The sequence below is a fragment of the Lysobacter olei genome (assembly GCF_054777355.1).
Genome location: NZ_BAAHAT010000004.1, coordinates 190,547 through 207,834, shown reverse-complemented (window position 1 = coordinate 207,834; position 17,288 = coordinate 190,547). Strand labels below are relative to the sequence as shown.

The following is a 17,288-nucleotide window of genomic DNA, read 5'->3' as shown; positions in this document are numbered from 1 at the left end:
GTCACGCGTAGGCTCGTTGTTGGTCTTGTTCAAGAAGGGCACGCGCCTGCACGGCGTCGTGTTGCATCTGCGCGGTCAACGCCGCCAGATCGGAAAACTTTTCCTCGTCGCGCAACTTGGCGACGAACTCGACTTCGATGCGGCGCCCGTAGAGGTCGCCCGCGAAATCGAACAAATGGGCCTCCAGCAGCGGCTCTACGCCATCCACCGTGGGCCGGGTGCCGAAGCTGGACACCGACGGCCAACCGGCCGCGGCCTTGCCCGCATCCACGCCCGGCAGGCCTTCCAGCCCATGCACGCGCGTGGCGTAGATGCCCTGCAACGCGGGCACCTTGCCGGCGAAGCGCAGGTTGGCGGTAGGAAAGCCCAGCGTGCGGCCGAGTTGCTTGCCGCGCACCACCCGCCCGCCGATGGCGTAGCGGCGACCCAGCAGACGCTCGACGCCTTCGAAGTCGCCGTCCAGCAGCAGCTTGCGGATGCGGGAGGCGGACACGCGCTCGCCATCCACCACGATCGGCGCGATCTCCCCGGCCGTGAAACCGTGCTCGCCGCCCAAAGCCTGCAGCAGCGCCAGATTGCCGTCGCGCCCCTTGCCGAAGCCGAACTCCGGCCCGACCCAGACCTCACGCGCGCCAACGCGCTCCACCAGCACCCTGCGGATGAACTCCGCACCCGGCAGCGCGGTCAGCGCGGCATTGAAGCGCAGCAGGCCCACCTGGTCCGCGCCCAGCCGGCACAGGCCTTCCACCTTGGCATGCGGCAGCAAGAGCCGCGGCGGCGGCGTGCCCCGCGAGAAGAATTCACGCGGCAGCGGCTCGAAGGTCAACGCCACCGCCGGCACGCCCAGCAGGCGTGCGCGGGCCACAGCGTGGCGCACCAGCGCCTGATGCCCCAGGTGGAGGCCGTCGAAGGCGCCGATGCAGACCACACTGCCGTGCGGGCACCGGGGCCCGCCCTCGACGTCACGAAACAGCCTGCTCATCACCTTGAAGTATAGCCGCCGCGCGCCGGCTCAATGGCCGCGAAGGTCGCGCGGGCGGATGCCCTGCAGCCAGAGCATGGCCCCGTAGACCAGGCCGCCGGCACCGACCATGACGCCCAGCCGCATGCCGCGCTGCCACCACGCCCACGCCGTCCAGTCCTGCCACAGCCACAAGAACACGCCAACCACCAGGGTCATGGCCACGCTCGCCAGGCCCACCTGGCGCAGGAAGCGCGCCCATCCCGGCTGCATCTGGTAGACGCTCGCGCGCCGCAGGTACCACCACAACTGCAGCGCGTTGGCCCAACCCGCGATGGCGATGGCCAATGCCAGCAGCGCATGCGCGCCCGGAATGCGGCCCAGCGCCTCGATCGGCTGGCCGCCGGCCGCTGCCAGCGCCTGCTGGCCGACCGGGGTGAGGTACACCAGCCCCGCCATCAGCGACACCGTGCACACAAGGTTGATCACCACCGACGCCACCGCCGACTTCACCGGCGTCTTGGTGTCCTGCCGTGAATAGAACGCCGGCGCCAGCACCTTGACCAGCAGGAACGCGGGCACCGCGATCGACTGAGCAATCAGGCTCAACTGCGCCATGCGGGTGTCGTCCGCACTGAAGCGCCCGTATTGGAACAGCGTGGCAATCAGCGGCTCGGCACACAGGATCAGGCCTAGGCAGGCCGGCACGCCGATCAGCAGGCACAGCCGGAAACCCCAATCCAGCCCTTTCGAATAACCGGCGGGATCCGCGGCGGCGTGCCGGCCCGACAGGTGCGGCAGGATCACCGTACCGATGGCCACGCCGAACATCCCCAGCGGGAACTCCAGCAGGCGGTCGGTGTAATACAGCCAGGTCACGCTGCCGCCGATCAGGAACGACGCCATCACGGTGTTCATCAGCAGGTTGACCTGCACCACCGACGAGCCGAACAGGGTCGGCACCATCAGCTTCATGATCTTGCGCACGCCGGCGTGCGCCACGCCCCAGCGCGGCCGCGGCAACAGGCCCAGCTTTGCCAGCGACGGCAACTGAAACACCAGCTGCAGCACGCCCGCGGCAAACACGCCCCAGGCCAGCGCCAAAACCGGCTGCTCCATCCGCGGCGCCAGCACCAGCGCGGCGGTGATCATCGAGATGTTCAGCAGCACCGGCGACAACGCCGGAATGGCGAAGCGATTGAAGCTGTTGAGGATGCTGCCGGCCAGCGAGGCCAAGGAAATGAACAGCGCATACGGGAAGGTGATGCGCAGCATTTCCACGGCGAGGTCATGCTGCGGGCCATCCGGCGCGAAGCCCGGGGCGAACACCTGCATCACCCATGGCGCGCCGGCGATGGCCAGGCCAGTGACCACCAGCAGCGCCGCGGTCAGCGTGCCGGCCACCCGGTCGATCAGTTCCTTGACCGCCGCCTGGTCCCCCTTGGCCTTGTACTCGGCCAGCACCGGCACGAACGCCATGGCGAACGAACCCTCGGCCGACAGACGACGCATGAAATTGGGGATGCGGAAGGCCACGACGAAGGCGTCCATGGCCGGGCTGGCACCGAACACCACCGCATACACCTGGTCCCGGATCAGGCCGGAGACCCGGGAAATGAACGTCATTACACTGAAAATGCTGGCAGATCGGAGCAAGCCCTTAGCCATGGGCCATACTCCACCCCGGAACGGCAGCCCCACCCCACTTGACACCGGCCCACTTGACATCGGCCCAGTTGACGCAAGCTACTGAAACGGCCATACTTTCCCGTCTGATTTTCCGTTTCCCCATTTTACCCAGCTTCAACTACAAAATTTCAGGAATTCGCCGTGGCAAACATCAAGTCCGCCAAGAAGCGCGCCAAGCAGGCTGTCGTGCGCAATGCCCGTAACGCCAGCCAGCGTTCGATGCTGCGCACCGCCGTGAAGAAGGTGCTCAAGGCCCTGGGCGAGAACGACGCCGCCGGCGCCGAAACCGCCTTCGCCGTGGCCCAGCCGGTCCTCGACCGTCTGAGCTCGCGTGGCCTGATCCACAAGAACAAGGCCGCTCGCCACAAGAGCCGTCTGACCGCTCGCATCAAGGCCCTCAAGGCTGCTTGATCGCACGGTTACTTGTGTCTTGTGTGACGCGAAAAACCCGGCTCCGGCCGGGTTTTTTGTGTCCGGGGTCCGCGAAGCGCCTATCCGCCACGCCCAACTCACCCCATCCGCCCCATCCGCCCCGACCTGATCCGACCTGATCCGACCTGATCAGAGCGCCCCTAGGTCGACACCGGCCGGCTGATGGCGGGAGCAACGCCGCCGCGCGGCCCCAATGCAAAACAAGAAGGGCCAGCATTCGCCAGCCCTTCGTCCAACAGCCCGCGCCCTCAGGCAACGACTCAGATAGGCGAATGATCGCCGCTGGCCTGGGCTTCCAGCGCGTCCTCACGCTGCCGGTCGAAGAAGGCCATGATGTCCTTCATGATCGGCCAGGTGCCCTCGCGACTGATGGCCGACACCACGTACCAGCGGTCGGTCCAGCCCAGCTCGGCGATGATTGCCTCGGCGACTTCCTTCTGCTCTTCCTCCAGCAGCAGGTCGGCCTTGTTCAGCACCAGCCAACGCGGCTTATTCAGCAGCTCGGGGTCGTGGCGCTCCAGCTCGCGCTCGATGGCGCGCACCTGGTCGGCCGGGCTCATTTCCACCCCGCCCTCCATCGGCGCGATGTCCACCAGGTGCAGGAGCAGGCGGGTGCGCTGCAGGTGCTTGAGGAACTGCGTGCCCAGCCCGGCGCCTTCGGCCGCGCCTTCGATCAGGCCCGGGATGTCGGCGATGACGAAGCTGCGGTGCGGCTCCACGCTGACCACGCCCAGGTTGGGGTACAAGGTCGTGAACGGGTAGTCCGCGACCTTGGGCGTCGCCGCCGACACGGCGCGGATAAGGGTGCTCTTGCCGGCATTGGGGAAGCCCAGCAGGCCCACGTCGGCCAGCAGCTTCAACTCCAGCTTGAGCGTGCGCTCTTCGCCCGGCAGACCCGGCAGCGCCTTGCGCGGCGAGCGGTTGATCGAGCTCTTGAAGTGCATGTTGCCAAGGCCACCCTTGCCACCCTTGGCCACGAGCAGGCGCTCGCCGTGGCGGGTCAGGTCGCCAATCACCTCGTCGGTCTCGACGTTGATGACCACGGTGCCCACCGGCACGGTGACGGTCAGGTCGCTGCCACCCTTGCCATAGGCCTGCCGACCCATGCCGTTCTCGCCACGCTGGGCCTTGAACTTGGTCTGGTGGCGGAAGTCGACCAGCGTATTGAGGTTCTCGTCGGCAACCAGCCACACGCTGCCGCCATCGCCGCCGTCGCCACCATCGGGGCCGCCCAGCGGGATGAACTTCTCACGGCGGAAACCGATGCAGCCGTTGCCGCCATCGCCCGCGGTGACCAGGATTTCGGCCTCATCGACCAGCTTCATGCAAACCTCGGATGTGTGTTCCAGAAAGCAAAAGGCCCCGCAGGAAGCGGGGCCCTTCGCAGCCAGTGCGTCGCGATTACGCGGCGACGACGCTGACGGTGCGGCGCTTCTTCGGGCCCTTGGTCGAGAACTCGACCTTGCCATCCACCAGCGCGAACAGGGTGTGATCGCGACCGAGGCCGACGCCGGCGCCCGGGTGGAACTGGGTGCCGCGCTGACGCACGATGATGTTGCCGGCTTCGATGGCCTGGCCGCCGTAAATCTTGACGCCCAGGTACTTCGGGTTGGAATCGCGGCCGTTACGGGTTGAGCCTACGCCCTTTTTCTGTGCCATGGCGGCTTCTCCTGTTTAGCCGGCGATGCCGGTGATTTCGATTTCGGTGAAATGCTGACGGTGGCCCATCTGCTTGCGATGGTGCTTGCGGCGGCGGAACTTCACGATACGCACCTTGTCGGCGCGGCCGTGGCCAACCACCTTGGCGGAGACAACGGCACCCTTCAGGGCGTCGCCGACCTTCACGCCATCGCTGCCGCCCAGCATCAGGACGTTGTCCAGCTTCAGCTCGCTGCCGACTTCGGCATCGAGGAGCTCGACGCGCAGGGTCTCACCCTGCATCACGCGGTACTGCTTACCGCCAGTGACGATTACTGCGTACATTGACCAGATTCCTCTGTAGTTATTTTGGTCGCCTGCGCCGCCTTCATGGACGGACAGAAGCGGAATTGTAGGGGTTTCAGCGGGTTACGGCAACCACCCCTATCGCCCGCCCGGGCGTGACCGGCCTGCAACGGTCGCAACGTTGGTCTCGGTCGGCGGCCTGGCACCCAAGTCAACCGGCGAAGGCAGCCAAAATCCCTTTCCCAACAGGGGCTTGTGGCATGTACGAGCAGCTGGTCCAACGGACGGCCGCCGAGTTCGGCGCCAACCCGCATGACGTGAAAAAGGTGCTGGGCGAGTTGATCGGGCTTGCCTTCAGCCCGAGGCATGGCGGCCCCGAGGGCTTCCTCCAGGCGTTCCGGGAGGTCGGCCTGGGTGATGCGGTGACTTCCTGGTTGTCCCACGGGCCGAACCGCCCGATCACGGTCCTGGAACTGGAAACAGCCCTGGGCCCCGGGACGGTCGAAGCCATTGCCGACCGGGTGGGGGTTTCCGCGCAGACCGCGGGTGCCTTGGCGGCATCCATGCTGCCGGACGCGGTCGATGCCCTCAGCGAGCAGGGCGTGCTGCCATCGATGGGCTTGCTGGACAAGCTCCGCGAGTGGTTTGGCGACATGGGGGAAGGCTGGGGCCATATCGAACGCTGGCGCCGGGGCGGAATGTAACGCTTCCGCCGGAGCGCAGCGGCAGGATTCCGTTTGCTTAACGCGCCCTGTGATTCACTGGCGTGGGCATTTGAACGCCCGTCTCCCCTTAGGTGGAGCACCGCCATGAAGCCGCACATCATCGAGCAGATCCAGCGCCGGCTACGCCACGAGCGCCCGATCCCGCCGCCCGACGCCGCCGCCCAGCCCCCCAGGAGCCGCCGCGAACGCATGCGGGCCTGGATCAACGAGTTGAGCGAGGACCTCGCGAACATCGACCGCTCTCGCAAGGAACCGCCTTCGCGCAAGGATTGAGTCGGGTCGCGAGCGACGACCCGGCGCGTGTGCCCACGCGGCCCAGCCGCCGTGCGCGGTTTCGCTTGGCCTGCATTTGCTAGTGTCACCCCCACCCGATACGCTCATCGGTTCGCCGTCGCCTTGACGGCCGCCCTCCCCCAGGCAGAGAACCGATGGCGCTGGACTACATCCGCATCCGTGGCGCACGGACGCACAACCTCAAGAACGTCGACCTCGACCTGCCGCGCGACAAGCTGATCGTGATCACCGGCCTGTCGGGGTCGGGCAAGTCGTCGTTGGCGTTCGACACCATCTATGCCGAAGGCCAGCGCCGCTATGTCGAGTCGCTGTCGGCCTATGCACGCCAGTTCCTGAGCGTGATGGAGAAGCCCGATGTCGACCACATCGAAGGGCTGAGCCCGGCGATTTCGATCGAGCAGAAGTCGACCTCGCACAACCCACGGTCCACCGTGGGCACCATCACCGAGATCTACGACTACCTGCGCCTGCTGTATGCGCGCGTGGGCCTGCCGCGCTGTCCGGACCACGGCTACCCGCTGGAAGCACAGACCGTCAGCCAGATGGTGGACCAGGTGGTCGCGCTGGCCGACAAGCCCGAGACGGCGGAGCAGCGCTACATGCTGCTGGCGCCGGTGGTGCGCGAGCGCAAGGGTGAGCACGCGCAAGTGTTCGAGCAATTGCGCGCGCAGGGTTTCGTGCGCGTGCGCGTGGACGGCGCGCTGCACGAGATCGACGCGGTGCCGCCGCTGGCGCTGCGGGTCAAGCACACCATCGAGGCCGTGGTGGACCGCTTCCGTCCGCGCGAGGACATGAAGCAGCGTCTGGCCGAATCGTTCGAAACGGCGCTCAAGCTGGGCGACGGGATGGCCTCGGTCATGTCGATGGACGCACCGGATGCCGCGCCGCTGCTGTTCTCGTCCAAGTACAGCTGCCCGGTGTGCGAGTACTCGCTGCCGGAACTCGAGCCGCGACTGTTCTCGTTCAACTCCCCGGTAGGTGCCTGCCCCACCTGCGACGGCATCGGCGTGGCGCAGTTCTTCGACCCGGCGCGCGTGGTGGTGCACCCCGAACTGTCGCTGGCGGCCGGTGCCGTGCGCGGCTGGGACCGCCGCAATGCCTACTACTTCCAGTTGATCCAGTCGCTGGCCAAGCACTACGACTTCAAGGTGGACACGCACTGGCAGGACCTGCCTGAAGACGTGCGCCAGGCCGTGCTGTTTGGCAGCGGCGAGGAGCAGATCCAGTTCACCTACCTCACCGAAGGCGGCAGCAAGCACCAGCGCAAGCACCGCTTCGAAGGCATCGTTCCCAACCTGGAGCGACGCTACCGCGAAACCGAATCGCCGGCGGTGCGCGAGGAGTTGTCCAAGTACATCAGCGAGCGCGCCTGCACCGAATGCGGTGGCGCACGCCTGAACCGCGCAGCGCGCAACGTGTTCGTCGCCGAACGGCCGTTGCCGGACATCGTGGTGATGCCGGTGGACGAGGCGCTGGCGTTCTTCCGCGGGCTCAACCTGCCGGGCTGGCGCGGCGAGATCGCCACCAAGATCGTCAAGGAGATCGGCGACCGGCTGCGATTCCTGGTCGATGTCGGCCTCGATTACCTGACACTGGAGCGCAAGGCCGACTCGCTGTCCGGTGGTGAAGCGCAGCGCATCCGCCTGGCCAGCCAGATCGGCGCGGGCCTGGTCGGCGTGATGTACGTGCTGGACGAACCGTCCATCGGCCTGCACCAGCGCGACAACGAGCGACTGCTGGGCACCCTCACGCGCCTGCGCGACCTCGGCAACACGGTCATCGTGGTCGAGCATGACGAGGACGCGATCCGCCTGGCGGATTACATCGTCGACATCGGCCCCGGTGCGGGCGTGCACGGTGGCGAAGTGGTGGCGCAGGGCTCGTTCGAGGACGTACTGAAGGCGCCGCGCTCGCTCACCGGGCAGTACCTCAGCGGCGCCAAGCAGATCGAGATCCCGGCCAAGCGCCACAAGCCCAACCCGAAGGCGATGCTGCACCTGCGCGGCGCCAGCGGCAACAACCTCAAGGACGTCGACCTCGACATCCCCTCGGGCCTGCTGACCTGCGTCACCGGCGTGTCCGGCTCGGGTAAGTCGACGCTGATCAACGACACGCTGTTCACCCTCGCCGCCAACGAGCTCAACGGCGCCGCGCACACCGTGGCGCCGCACCGCTCGGTGGAGAACATGGACCTGTTCGACAAGGTCGTGGACATCGACCAGTCGCCCATCGGGCGCACGCCGCGTTCCAACCCCGCCACTTACACGGGGCTGTTCACTCCACTGCGCGAACTGTTCGCGCAGGTGCCGGAAGCACGCGCGCGCGGCTACGCGGCCGGCCGCTTCAGCTTCAACGTGCGCGGCGGCCGTTGCGAGGCCTGCCAGGGCGACGGCCTGATCAAGGTGGAGATGCACTTCCTCCCAGACGTCTACGTGCCTTGCGACGTGTGCACGGGCAAGCGCTACAACCGCGAGACGCTGGAGATCCTCTACAAGGGTTACAACATCAACGACGTCCTTGAGATGACCGTCGAGGATGCGCTGACCCTGTTCGAGGCGGTGCCGGCCATTGCGCGCAAGCTGGAAACGCTGATGGATGTGGGCCTGAGCTACATCAAGCTCGGCCAGAGCGCGACCACGCTGTCGGGTGGCGAGGCGCAGCGCGTGAAGCTGTCGAAGGAACTGTCGCGCCGCGATACAGGCCGCACCCTGTACATCCTCGACGAACCGACGACCGGCCTGCACTTCCACGACATCGAACACCTGCTGGCGGTGCTGCATCGCCTGCGCGATGACGGCAACACGGTGGTGGTGATCGAGCACAACCTCGACGTGATCAAGACCGCCGACTGGGTCATCGACCTGGGTCCGGAAGGTGGCCACCGCGGCGGCACCATCCTCGCCACCGGCACGCCGGAGGACATCGCTTCCCTGCCCCACTCGCACACCGGTCGCTTCCTGGCACCCATGCTGGGCGTGCAGCCCGGCAGCGGCAAGACCAAGGCGGAGAAGCCCAAGCCATCCGACGCCAAGGCCTCGGAACCCAAGCCTTCGGAACCCCAGCTTTCGGAACCCAAGGCCGACAAGACCAAGCCCAAGCCCGGCAGCCGTGCTGGCGCCGGGCGCAAGACCAACAAGAAGACATCCGCCGAATGAGCGACAACACCCCCACTGACGCCGGCAAGCCGGCCCGCAAGCCACGCAAGTCCGCGCCGCGCCGCCGCAAGCCCGCCACCAAGGCCGCCGCGAAAGCGGAAACCATCGCCCCGGATGCAGCCCCCGAGACTCAGGTGACCGACACGGACGCCCCTTCGCCGCAGGCGTCTCAGCTCCTCACTGAAGCACCCGCGCCCGAGGCGGCGCCGCCACAAGCCCGGCGGCCTAAGGCGGAAGGCCAGGGTGCGTCGCCATCGCCCAGGCAGGCCACGCCCTCAACGGCCGCATCGCCGGGGCCGCGCGTGCTGATCCACGTTCCGTTGGGGGTGCGTTGGCGCGATCTGGACGCCTTCAATCACGTCAACAATTCGAAGTACCTGAGTTACCTCGAAGAAGCCCGCCTGCAGTGGATGTTGACGATGCCCGGCCAGGGGCTGGACGACCATGTCGCGCCGGTCGTGGCGGCGGCCAACCTCAACTACCGTCGCCCCATCGAATGGCCGAACGAGGTGATGGTGGAGCTGTTCGTGGAGCGGCTTGGCAATACCAGCGTGACCATCGGCCACCGCATCGTGGCCCGCAACGACGCCAGCGTGCTGTACTGCGACGGCAATGTCGTGCTCGTCTGGATCGACCGCGGAACAGGCGCCGCTGCGCCGCTGCCCGCCGAAGTGCGTACCGCTTGCCGCTGAGCCTCAGCCGGTAGGCTTGCGCACGGTGAGTTCGCCCCGAAGGACGCCACCGCCCTTCAGCGCGAACTCGATGACGACCTTGCTGCCTTCCTTGAGCGGCGCCCGAGGCTGCATCAGCATCAGGTGCAGCCCGCCGGGCTTGAGCGTGGCTGCGCCTTCGGGCGCAATGCGCAGCTCGGGCAAGTGGCGCATGCGACTGACGCCATCCACGACACGGGTTTCGTGCAGCGACACATCGCCAAAGGCCGGGCTGGAGGCTCCGACGATCGCGACCGGTGCCGCGCACGGGTTCTCGATGATGCCAAAGCCCGCCATCATCGGCATCGACACCGGGGGCAGGCGTACCCAGCCTTCTTTCACCCGCGCGGTGCACTCGCCCGCGTGCGCGGGGGAAAGGGACATCGCGACGGCGGCCAGACAGGCGGCAAGCAAGGGACGGATTGCGTTCATGCGCCTATGATAACCGCGCATGCCTGACCCACGGGCACACCCGGGAACCCACGCCATGAGCCTTGTCGAGACCACGTTCCACGATGGCATCGCGGAGATCCGACTCTCGCGCGCCCCTGTCAATGCGATGAACCCGGAGCTCTGCGACGCCGTCCGCGAAGCGCTCGGCGCGGCCATCGGCACGGGCGCGGCAGGCATCGTCCTGGGCAGCAACGCCAAGGTGTTCTCCGCAGGTCTGGATGTCCCCCACCTGATGTCGCTGGGCGAGGACCGCGACGCGCTCCGTTCCGCCTGGCAATCGTTCTTCGATACCGCCCTGGCCATCGCCAATTCCCCGATTCCGGTCGTCGCCGCCCTCAGTGGCCACGCCCCGGCCGGTGGGTGCGTGTGGGCATTGTGCTGCGACTACCGCGTGATGGCGTCCGGCCCGTTCCGCATTGGCCTCAATGAAACGCAGGTGGGGCTCGTGGCACCCGAGGGCATCCAGCGCCTGTTGCGGCGGATCGTCGGCCCGCACCGGGCCGAGCGGCTGCTCGTGTCCGGCGACCTGGTGGAATCCCAGCAGGCCCTGGCCTATGGGCTGGTCGACGAACTGGTCGACGTGGACAGCGTGTCGGCCCGCGCCCTCGTGTGGCTGGAACAGCTGCTGGCCTTGCCGCGGAGCGCAATGCTGGCGACCCGGACCATCGCCCGGGCCGACGTCGTGGAGGCGCTCCAGCCGCACCACATCCAGCTCGACCGGTTCGTCGGAGCCTGGTACTCGGAGGGCACGCAGGCGGCGCTGCGTGACCTCATGGCCAAGCTGGGCAAGTGAGCGCCCCCACTGCCGGAGGTCAGTTGACCCAGACCTCGACGCGGTCATTGAGGTAAACCGCCTGCGGATGCGTGGGCCGCACCAGCGGCCGCAGGGCGCCCAACCCAACGGAGCGACGCACCACCACGCCTTGCCCTTGGAGGTAGTCCGCCACCATGTTGGCGCGGTCGGTGCTGACGATGGTCGAGACCAGGGTGCCCGCCGGGTCCACCGCCCCAAAGGCCAGGACCGTCGCCTGGCGATTGGCATTGGCCGGCAAACGCATGAACGCGACGATGCGGTCGAGGTCACGCTGGGCCCTGCTCTCAAACAGTGACTGCAGGCCACCGGGATTGAAGCGCAGGCTCAGGGGCAGACGCTCCGCGCCCGCCACCACGTTCTGGTAATCCAGCGCGCCCACCGGCAGCGGCTGCTGCACGGCCGGACGCAGGGTCACGGCGATATGACCCGATGCCGCCACCGCCGCCTGCGCGTGCCGTCCTATGGAAAACAACGCGAAGCTGCGACCCAGCGCCGACATCATCTGGCCGCCGTAGAGGCTGTAGCGCTGGACGAGGGGGTAATCCTCGCTCTGGACGTTGATCCGGGTGGGCAGCAAGGCGGCACCGCCCTGGCCAATGGCCAACGGTCGTGTCAGCGGCGCCACCGGGCTGCGCAGGCCCATGATGCCAATCGCACCGCGTTCGCCAGCCACCGCCGCGGAAATGCGCCCGACCGGCACCGTGCGACGCGACCCCGTCAATGCGGCGCCTTCCATGACCCGTTGCTGGAGGAACTCCAGCTCGCCGCCATGGTTCGGCGTGAACACACTGATCGCACCCGGGAGTCCACCCAACTGTTGCCAGTCGGTAATCCGCCCTGAGAGCACGTCGCGCAGCTGGGCCATCGACAGTCCGCGCACCGGGTTGTCACGGTGCACCATGACCGCCAGCCCATCGAGTGCAATCACGAACTCCTGCTCGGCTGAATGCAGCTCACCCAGTTGCCAGGCGGCGTCCATCTCCGCGGCATTCGGCGGGCGCGCCATCATCGCAAGTTCCGTGTTCCCGGCCACCAGCGCCATCATGCCCGCGGCCGAGCCGTTCTTTGCGATCTCCACCACCAAGGGTTCGCCGTCACGGATGCCGCGAACTTGTGTGATGGAGACGCCGCGCTCGATGCGCTCGATCTCCTCATACCCCAGCGACTCCATCCAGGCATGCACCAGCGCGGGCATCAACCCTGCACCGATCGTGTTCGAGCCATGGATGCGCAGTCGCTCCGCATTGGCGTACTGGGCTGAAGCGGGATTTGGAAACACCACCAACATGCACACCACCATCGCGGTGCGCAGCAAATTCGTCCACATTGAATTAATCCCCGAAAAACGCGGGGAGTTTCGCGGTGCGCTGTTACGCCCGCATTACATTGCGAACCGGATCACGCTTCCCCGGTCGCAACGGCGCGCGATGGGTGGGCAATCCAGCCGCTCCACGAGCCGGTGAACAGCTTCGCGCCGCCCAGGCCTGCGCGCTCCATGGCCAGGAGATGGTGACAGGCGGTGACGCCCGAACCGCACATGACAATGGTCTGGCCGGGGGCATGGTCGCCCAGCAATGCGCGGAATTCCTCTGCAAGTTGCACCGGCGACTTGAGGCGACCGTCGGCCGTGTTCTGCGTCCACGGCCTGTTTCGCGCGCCTGGCACATGCCCTGCCACGCGGTCGATGGTCTCGTTCTCGCCGCGGAAACGGTCCGCCGCGCGCGCGTCGATCAGGAGGTCACCCGCCGCCAGTCGCTCCTGCACTTGGGCGGCATCCAGCAGGCGATCGGCCTGGAACGCACCGACATACCGTGCCGGCGCCGACTTGGGCGGATGCGAGTCCACGGGATGCAGGCTGTTGGCCGTCCATCGACGCCAACCGCCATCCAGCACCGCGACCTTCTCATGCCCCAAGGCACGCAGCAGGAACCACAGGCGCGCGGCCTGTGCGCCTTCGCCATCGTCGTAGGCGACAACCTGATGCTGCGGACTGATGCCCCATTCGCCCAGTTTGGCGGTGAACGTCGCGGCGTCCGGCCAAGGGTGACGCCCCATGCCGGCCTTCCCCATGTCGGACAGGTCGCGATCCATGTGCGCGAACACCGCGCCGGGGATGTGCCCCTGCTGGTACATGACCTCGCCGGCACCCGGATCTACAAGCGAATGGCGGCAATCCACCACGACGAGGTCGTCACGCCCCAGCGCGATGGCAAGCGTTTCGGGTTGTACGATCGTGGTCCAACCTGGCATGGCGCGATCTCCGTTGCGTACGACGGCGCCTGCATGGCGCCGTCAATCCGGCACTGTACCCAAGCGCTCGCGTAGGTTGTACAGGATGGAGGCGGTGACGCCCCAGATCCTGCGACGGGTGGGGCTGTTCTCGACGAACTCGAGTATGCGCCTTGTCCGGCCCTGCACGTCGACCTCGCGGGCGACGAGATTGCCCGGCGCCATCAGGAAGGCGAGCGGCACCTCGAACACCTCCGCGACTTCGCCCGGGTGAGGCAGGGGCTCGTAGGTGGGTTCGATCCGCGCGACCACGGGCATCACGCGGAACCCCGTGATGGTGGCCAGCGGGTCCAGGAAGCCCAATGGCGAGACCAGTTCCGGGGCCACGCCGATCTCTTCCCGCGTCTCGCGCAACGCAGCACCCACCGGGCCTTCGTCTTCCGGCTCAAGCCGCCCACCGGGAAAGCTGACCTGCCCTGCATGGTGGCGCAGGATGTCGGTGCGACGCGTAAGCAGCACTTGTGCCCCTTCCGGTCGATCCACCAGCCCGACCAGCACCGCCGCTTCCTTCAACATGGCGCCGGGATCCAACAGGCCATCCATCTCTTCGAGGTTCCACGCCTGCGCCTTCGGCGGCGCCGCAAGTGCATGGAGCGCGCGCTCCAGACGTGCCAGCGCGGGCGCATCGACCCTCACCCGCGGGACGCCTCGCGCTCAGGCAGGACCACTTCCATCAGGTGCAGGCGCTCGTCGTCGCCCATATGGATCCAGCGTGCGATTTCCGCGCCGGTGCGGTGGCAGCCTTCGCACAGTCCTTGGGCATCGAGGCTGCATACGCCGATGCAAGGACTGAGGACGGCACGAAAGGAACTCATGACAACACGACTCCAGATACAACACGGGCGGCCTGCATGATCGCGCCCTACAAACGGATTGCGCCGGGCAAGCCGGCGCAATCGTTGTTACCCAATCATTGAATGGCGCTTACTTGACGCTGACCAGCTTGAGCTCGAACTGCACGGCGACGTTCGGCGGGAAACCGGTGCGCGGATCGGCGCCATAGGCCTTGTCCGACGGCAGGGTCACTTCCCACTTCGAGCCGCTCGGCATCTGCAGCAGCACTTCGCGCATCGCGGCCATTTCGACTTCGCTGACCTTGATGGCCGGGATCGTCTGCGCCGGACGCGCCTGCGCCGGACGCTCGCCCCACGGGAACGGACCGGCAACCTGAAGCTCGACGGTGCTGGCCTGGGTCGGCTTGGCGCCGTTGCCAGCCTCGATCACGCGGTACTGCACGCCGCTGGGCAGCGACTTCACGCCCGACTTGGCCTTGTTGGCGGCGATGAAACCTTCGCTCTTGGTCTTGTTGGCGGCCGCCGCCTTTTCCCATTCGGCCTTGGCCTTTTCGGCCTGGCGCTTCTGCATGTTCTGCACGGCCGTACGCAACTGCTCAACCGGCACGGCCGGCTGCTTCTTCGCGTAGCCGTCCTGCAGGCCCTTGATGATGGCGTTGACGTCCACCGCCTCGCCGCTCTCGATCGCATTGCGGCCGAGGTCATAACCGAGCGCATAGCTGAGCTTGCCCTTCTCGGTCGAAGTGTCCTGCGCGACGGCGTTGCCGGCGGTCAGAGCCAAGGCTGCAACAGCGGCAGCGATCAAACGCAACTTCATTCGGTGGAATCTCCGGATATATGGCTCGAGCGACAGAGGTCGCCCGGGTTGGTAACGCCCGCCGGCCACAGGGACCCAGGGGACGCGCTAGGATAGCGGCGCCCCGGCTTAACCGCCACTGACGCCAACCCCTAAGACAATGGGAGTGGCGTGGAGTTCCGGAAAGCCTTCAGATTCCGTTATCCCCAGCCTTTTTGCCCTCATGACCGACTCCCCCCTTCAGATTGCCGACCAAGGCGCCGTCCGCCGCATTACCGTCAACCGCCCGGACAAGCTCAACGCCCTGAACGCCGCCACGCTGGACGCGCTGCACGAGGCGTTCCGCGCCGCAGCGGCCGATGATGCGGTGCGCGTGGTGGTGCTTACCGGCGCCGGCCCCAAGGCCTTCGTCGCCGGTGCCGACATCGCCGAGATGAACACCCTGACCCCGGTGCAGGGCCGCGACTTCGCCCTGCGGGGCCAGCGCATGATGCGGTTCGTGGAAAAGATGCCCAAGCCGGTGATTGCCATGGTCAATGGCTTCGCCCTGGGCGGTGGCCTGGAACTGGCGATGTGCTGCCACCTGCGTGTCGCCGCGGACACGGCGAAGGTCGGGCAGCCGGAAATCAACCTCGGCCTGATCCCCGGCTTCGGGGGCACGCAGCGCCTGCTGCGGCTCGCGGGCCGCGCCGCCACGCTGGAACTGTGCCTCGTGGGCGCGCCGATCGACGCACAGCGCGCCTTTGCACTGGGCATCGTCAACCGCGTCGTGGCGGCGACCGAACTGGAAACCGAAACGATGAAGCTGGCCGAGCAATTGGCCAATGCCGCGCCGCTGGCACTGCGCGGCTCGCTGGACTGCATCAACGTCGGTGGCGAGTGCGGGATCGAGGAAGGACTGGAGTACGAGGCCGCGCAGTTCGGGCTGATGTTCTCCACGCAGGACATGCGTGAAGGGACGACGGCTTTCCTGGAGCGGCGCAAGCCCTCGTTCCAGGGCGCGTGACCCCAAAAGGATGAGCGCCCCCCTGCCCTGCCCAGGCTGCATCTGTGCCAGTGCTTGCCCGGTCGGCCTGCCCACGTCAGCGCTTCTGGCTGCCCTTCACGATGACGACATCGACCAGGCACTGACCCTGGGGCTGCTGGAGTGCACCGGCTGCGGCGCATGCAGCCGTGCGTGCGCCGCAGGCACGCCGGTGGCGGAAACGCTGGTACTGGCCCGCGACGAACGCCGGCAGGCACTTGCCGCGCGTGAACGGTTCCGGGCCCGCACCCTGCGCCTGGAGCGAAGGGCCGCCGAGCGTGCCGCCAAACGCATGCCCGCGGTACATGCCGAGACCGTGCCGGTCACCCCGCAGCCCACGGCCCTGCCAAGCGCTGCGGCGGCGGCCCTTGCCCGAGCCAAGGCGCGCGCCGCGGAGCGGCACAAGCCGTGACGCGCAAGGCATCGCCAACGCCGCTGAAAAAGCGGGGGGCCAAGGTGGGTACGGCACTTGGCACGGGCAGGCCCGGCTCCGCCGCGACCGCCGCTCGCTCCCAGCCCGCCACGGGCCGCAAACCCTCAGGCCGGATGCCCCCGACGGATGTCGCCGAGATGTTCACGCGCCTCCAGGCGCTGAATCCCGCGCCCCGGACGGAACTGGAATACAGCACGCCCTACGAACTGCTCGTGGCCGTGACCCTGTCCGCTCAAGCGACCGACGTGGGTGTCAACAAAGCCACCCGCAAGCTGTTTCCGGTCGCCAACACGCCAGCGACGATCGCGGCGCTGGGCGTCGAAGGGCTCAAGCCCTACATCGCGACCATCGGCCTGTACAACACCAAGGCCGTCAACGTGGTCGCCATGGCGCAATTGCTGTTGGAACGCCACGCGGGCGAGGTGCCGCGCGACCGCGCCTCCCTGGAAGCACTGCCGGGCGTGGGCCGCAAGACGGCCAACGTCGTCCTCAATACCGCCTTTGGCGAGCCGACCATGGCGGTGGACACCCACATCTTCCGCGTGGCCAACCGCACGGGGCTGGCCGCGGGCAAGACCGTTCGCGCCGTGGAGGATGGGCTGCTGAAGGCCATTCCTGCCCAATTCCTGCAGGACGCCCACCACTGGCTGATCCTGCATGGCCGGTACGTCTGCAAGGCGCGCAAGCCGGACTGTCCCCATTGCGTCCTCCGTGACCTTTGCCGCTTCAAGGACAAGACGCCCGGCGAGCCGGATCCGGCACGCGCATAGTTCGC

Annotated in this window: 18 protein-coding genes and 1 pseudogene; 9 read left to right on the top strand and 10 right to left on the bottom strand. The window is 67.3% G+C overall.

Annotated features, from left to right (window positions below; all coding sequences use genetic code 11):
- Position 1: 1 nt before the first annotated feature.
- Both ACYVBS_RS07560 and murJ read right to left on the bottom strand, forming a co-directional pair.
- A complete protein-coding gene (locus tag ACYVBS_RS07560) occupies positions 2-982 on the bottom strand; it encodes a bifunctional riboflavin kinase/FAD synthetase (RefSeq protein WP_460822833.1) in 981 nt (326 codons plus the stop codon).
- A 30-nt stretch (positions 983-1,012) separates the two neighbouring features.
- On the bottom strand, positions 1,013-2,629 hold the full coding sequence (gene murJ / locus ACYVBS_RS07555) for a murein biosynthesis integral membrane protein MurJ (RefSeq protein ID WP_460822832.1): 1,617 nt from the start codon (positions 2,627-2,629) through the stop codon (positions 1,013-1,015).
- Between the two features lie 162 nt (positions 2,630-2,791).
- Between murJ and rpsT the strand changes: the two genes are divergently transcribed.
- A complete protein-coding gene (rpsT, locus tag ACYVBS_RS07550; RefSeq protein WP_460822831.1) occupies positions 2,792-3,061 on the top strand; it encodes a 30S ribosomal protein S20 in 270 nt (89 codons plus the stop codon).
- A 281-nt stretch (positions 3,062-3,342) separates the two neighbouring features.
- Here the strand turns inward: rpsT and cgtA are convergent, their stop codons facing one another.
- From cgtA to rplU, 3 genes are all read right to left on the bottom strand, one after another.
- The gene (cgtA, locus tag ACYVBS_RS07545) at positions 3,343-4,407 is read right to left on the bottom strand and encodes an Obg family GTPase CgtA (RefSeq protein WP_460822829.1); all 1,065 of its coding nucleotides are present in this window, start codon (positions 4,405-4,407) and stop codon (positions 3,343-3,345) included.
- Positions 4,408-4,483: 76 nt separating this feature from the next.
- Positions 4,484-4,741, bottom strand: coding sequence for a 50S ribosomal protein L27 (rpmA, locus tag ACYVBS_RS07540; RefSeq protein ID WP_460822828.1), 258 nt, complete (start codon positions 4,739-4,741; stop codon positions 4,484-4,486).
- Positions 4,742-4,756: 15 nt separating this feature from the next.
- A complete protein-coding gene (gene rplU, locus ACYVBS_RS07535) occupies positions 4,757-5,065 on the bottom strand; it encodes a 50S ribosomal protein L21 (RefSeq protein ID WP_460822827.1) in 309 nt (102 codons plus the stop codon).
- 116 nt (positions 5,066-5,181) lie between these two features.
- Between rplU and ACYVBS_RS07530 the strand changes: the two genes are divergently transcribed.
- From ACYVBS_RS07530 to ACYVBS_RS07515, 4 genes are all read left to right on the top strand, one after another.
- Positions 5,182-5,730: a YidB family protein gene (locus ACYVBS_RS07530; RefSeq protein WP_460822825.1), complete on the top strand. Its 549-nt coding sequence runs from the start codon at positions 5,182-5,184 to the stop codon at positions 5,728-5,730.
- Between the two features lie 105 nt (positions 5,731-5,835).
- Positions 5,836-6,024 (top strand): hypothetical protein, encoded by a 189-nt coding sequence (locus tag ACYVBS_RS07525; protein WP_460822824.1) that lies wholly within the window; start codon positions 5,836-5,838, stop codon positions 6,022-6,024.
- Positions 6,025-6,179: 155 nt separating this feature from the next.
- Positions 6,180-9,200 (top strand): excinuclease ABC subunit UvrA, encoded by a 3,021-nt coding sequence (gene uvrA, locus ACYVBS_RS07520; protein WP_460822823.1) that lies wholly within the window; start codon positions 6,180-6,182, stop codon positions 9,198-9,200.
- 302 nt (positions 9,201-9,502) lie between these two features.
- Entirely contained in the window at positions 9,503-9,892 is a 390-nt protein-coding gene (locus tag ACYVBS_RS07515; protein WP_460823017.1) for an acyl-CoA thioesterase, read from the top strand.
- A 3-nt stretch (positions 9,893-9,895) separates the two neighbouring features.
- Here the strand turns inward: ACYVBS_RS07515 and ACYVBS_RS07510 are convergent, their stop codons facing one another.
- A complete protein-coding gene (locus ACYVBS_RS07510) occupies positions 9,896-10,342 on the bottom strand; it encodes a copper chaperone PCu(A)C (RefSeq protein WP_460822822.1) in 447 nt (148 codons plus the stop codon).
- Positions 10,343-10,397: 55 nt separating this feature from the next.
- Between ACYVBS_RS07510 and ACYVBS_RS07505 the strand changes: the two genes are divergently transcribed.
- Positions 10,398-11,156 carry an enoyl-CoA hydratase/isomerase family protein gene (locus ACYVBS_RS07505; RefSeq protein ID WP_460822821.1) on the top strand — a complete coding sequence of 253 codons (759 nt, stop codon included), beginning with the start codon at positions 10,398-10,400 and terminating at the stop codon, positions 11,154-11,156.
- A 19-nt stretch (positions 11,157-11,175) separates the two neighbouring features.
- On the opposite strand, the gene ACYVBS_RS07500 is transcribed toward ACYVBS_RS07505, so the two are convergent.
- The 4 genes and pseudogenes from ACYVBS_RS07500 to ACYVBS_RS07485 all read right to left on the bottom strand — a co-directional run bounded on the left by ACYVBS_RS07500 (position 11,176) and on the right by ACYVBS_RS07485 (position 15,077).
- Positions 11,176-12,504 carry a substrate-binding domain-containing protein gene (locus ACYVBS_RS07500; protein ID WP_460822820.1) on the bottom strand — a complete coding sequence of 443 codons (1,329 nt, stop codon included), beginning with the start codon at positions 12,502-12,504 and terminating at the stop codon, positions 11,176-11,178.
- A 71-nt stretch (positions 12,505-12,575) separates the two neighbouring features.
- Positions 12,576-13,427: a sulfurtransferase gene (locus tag ACYVBS_RS07495; protein WP_460822818.1), complete on the bottom strand. Its 852-nt coding sequence runs from the start codon at positions 13,425-13,427 to the stop codon at positions 12,576-12,578.
- Positions 13,428-13,469: 42 nt separating this feature from the next.
- Positions 13,470-14,281: pseudogene (locus tag ACYVBS_RS07490) on the bottom strand (NUDIX hydrolase).
- 109 nt (positions 14,282-14,390) lie between these two features.
- A complete protein-coding gene (locus ACYVBS_RS07485) occupies positions 14,391-15,077 on the bottom strand; it encodes an FKBP-type peptidyl-prolyl cis-trans isomerase N-terminal domain-containing protein (RefSeq protein WP_460822817.1) in 687 nt (228 codons plus the stop codon).
- 202 nt (positions 15,078-15,279) lie between these two features.
- Here ACYVBS_RS07485 and ACYVBS_RS07480 point away from each other — a divergent pair, with 202 nt between their 5' ends.
- The 3 genes from ACYVBS_RS07480 to nth all read left to right on the top strand — a co-directional run bounded on the left by ACYVBS_RS07480 (position 15,280) and on the right by nth (position 17,283).
- On the top strand, positions 15,280-16,062 hold the full coding sequence (locus tag ACYVBS_RS07480; RefSeq protein WP_460822816.1) for an enoyl-CoA hydratase/isomerase family protein: 783 nt from the start codon (positions 15,280-15,282) through the stop codon (positions 16,060-16,062).
- Between the two features lie 10 nt (positions 16,063-16,072).
- Positions 16,073-16,492, top strand: a complete 420-nt coding sequence (locus tag ACYVBS_RS07475) for a hypothetical protein (RefSeq protein WP_460822814.1) — start codon at positions 16,073-16,075, stop codon at positions 16,490-16,492.
- A 134-nt stretch (positions 16,493-16,626) separates the two neighbouring features.
- Complete coding sequence (nth, locus tag ACYVBS_RS07470; RefSeq protein WP_460822813.1) at positions 16,627-17,283, top strand: endonuclease III; 657 nt, start codon at positions 16,627-16,629, stop codon at positions 17,281-17,283.
- Positions 17,284-17,288: the final 5 nt, after the last annotated feature.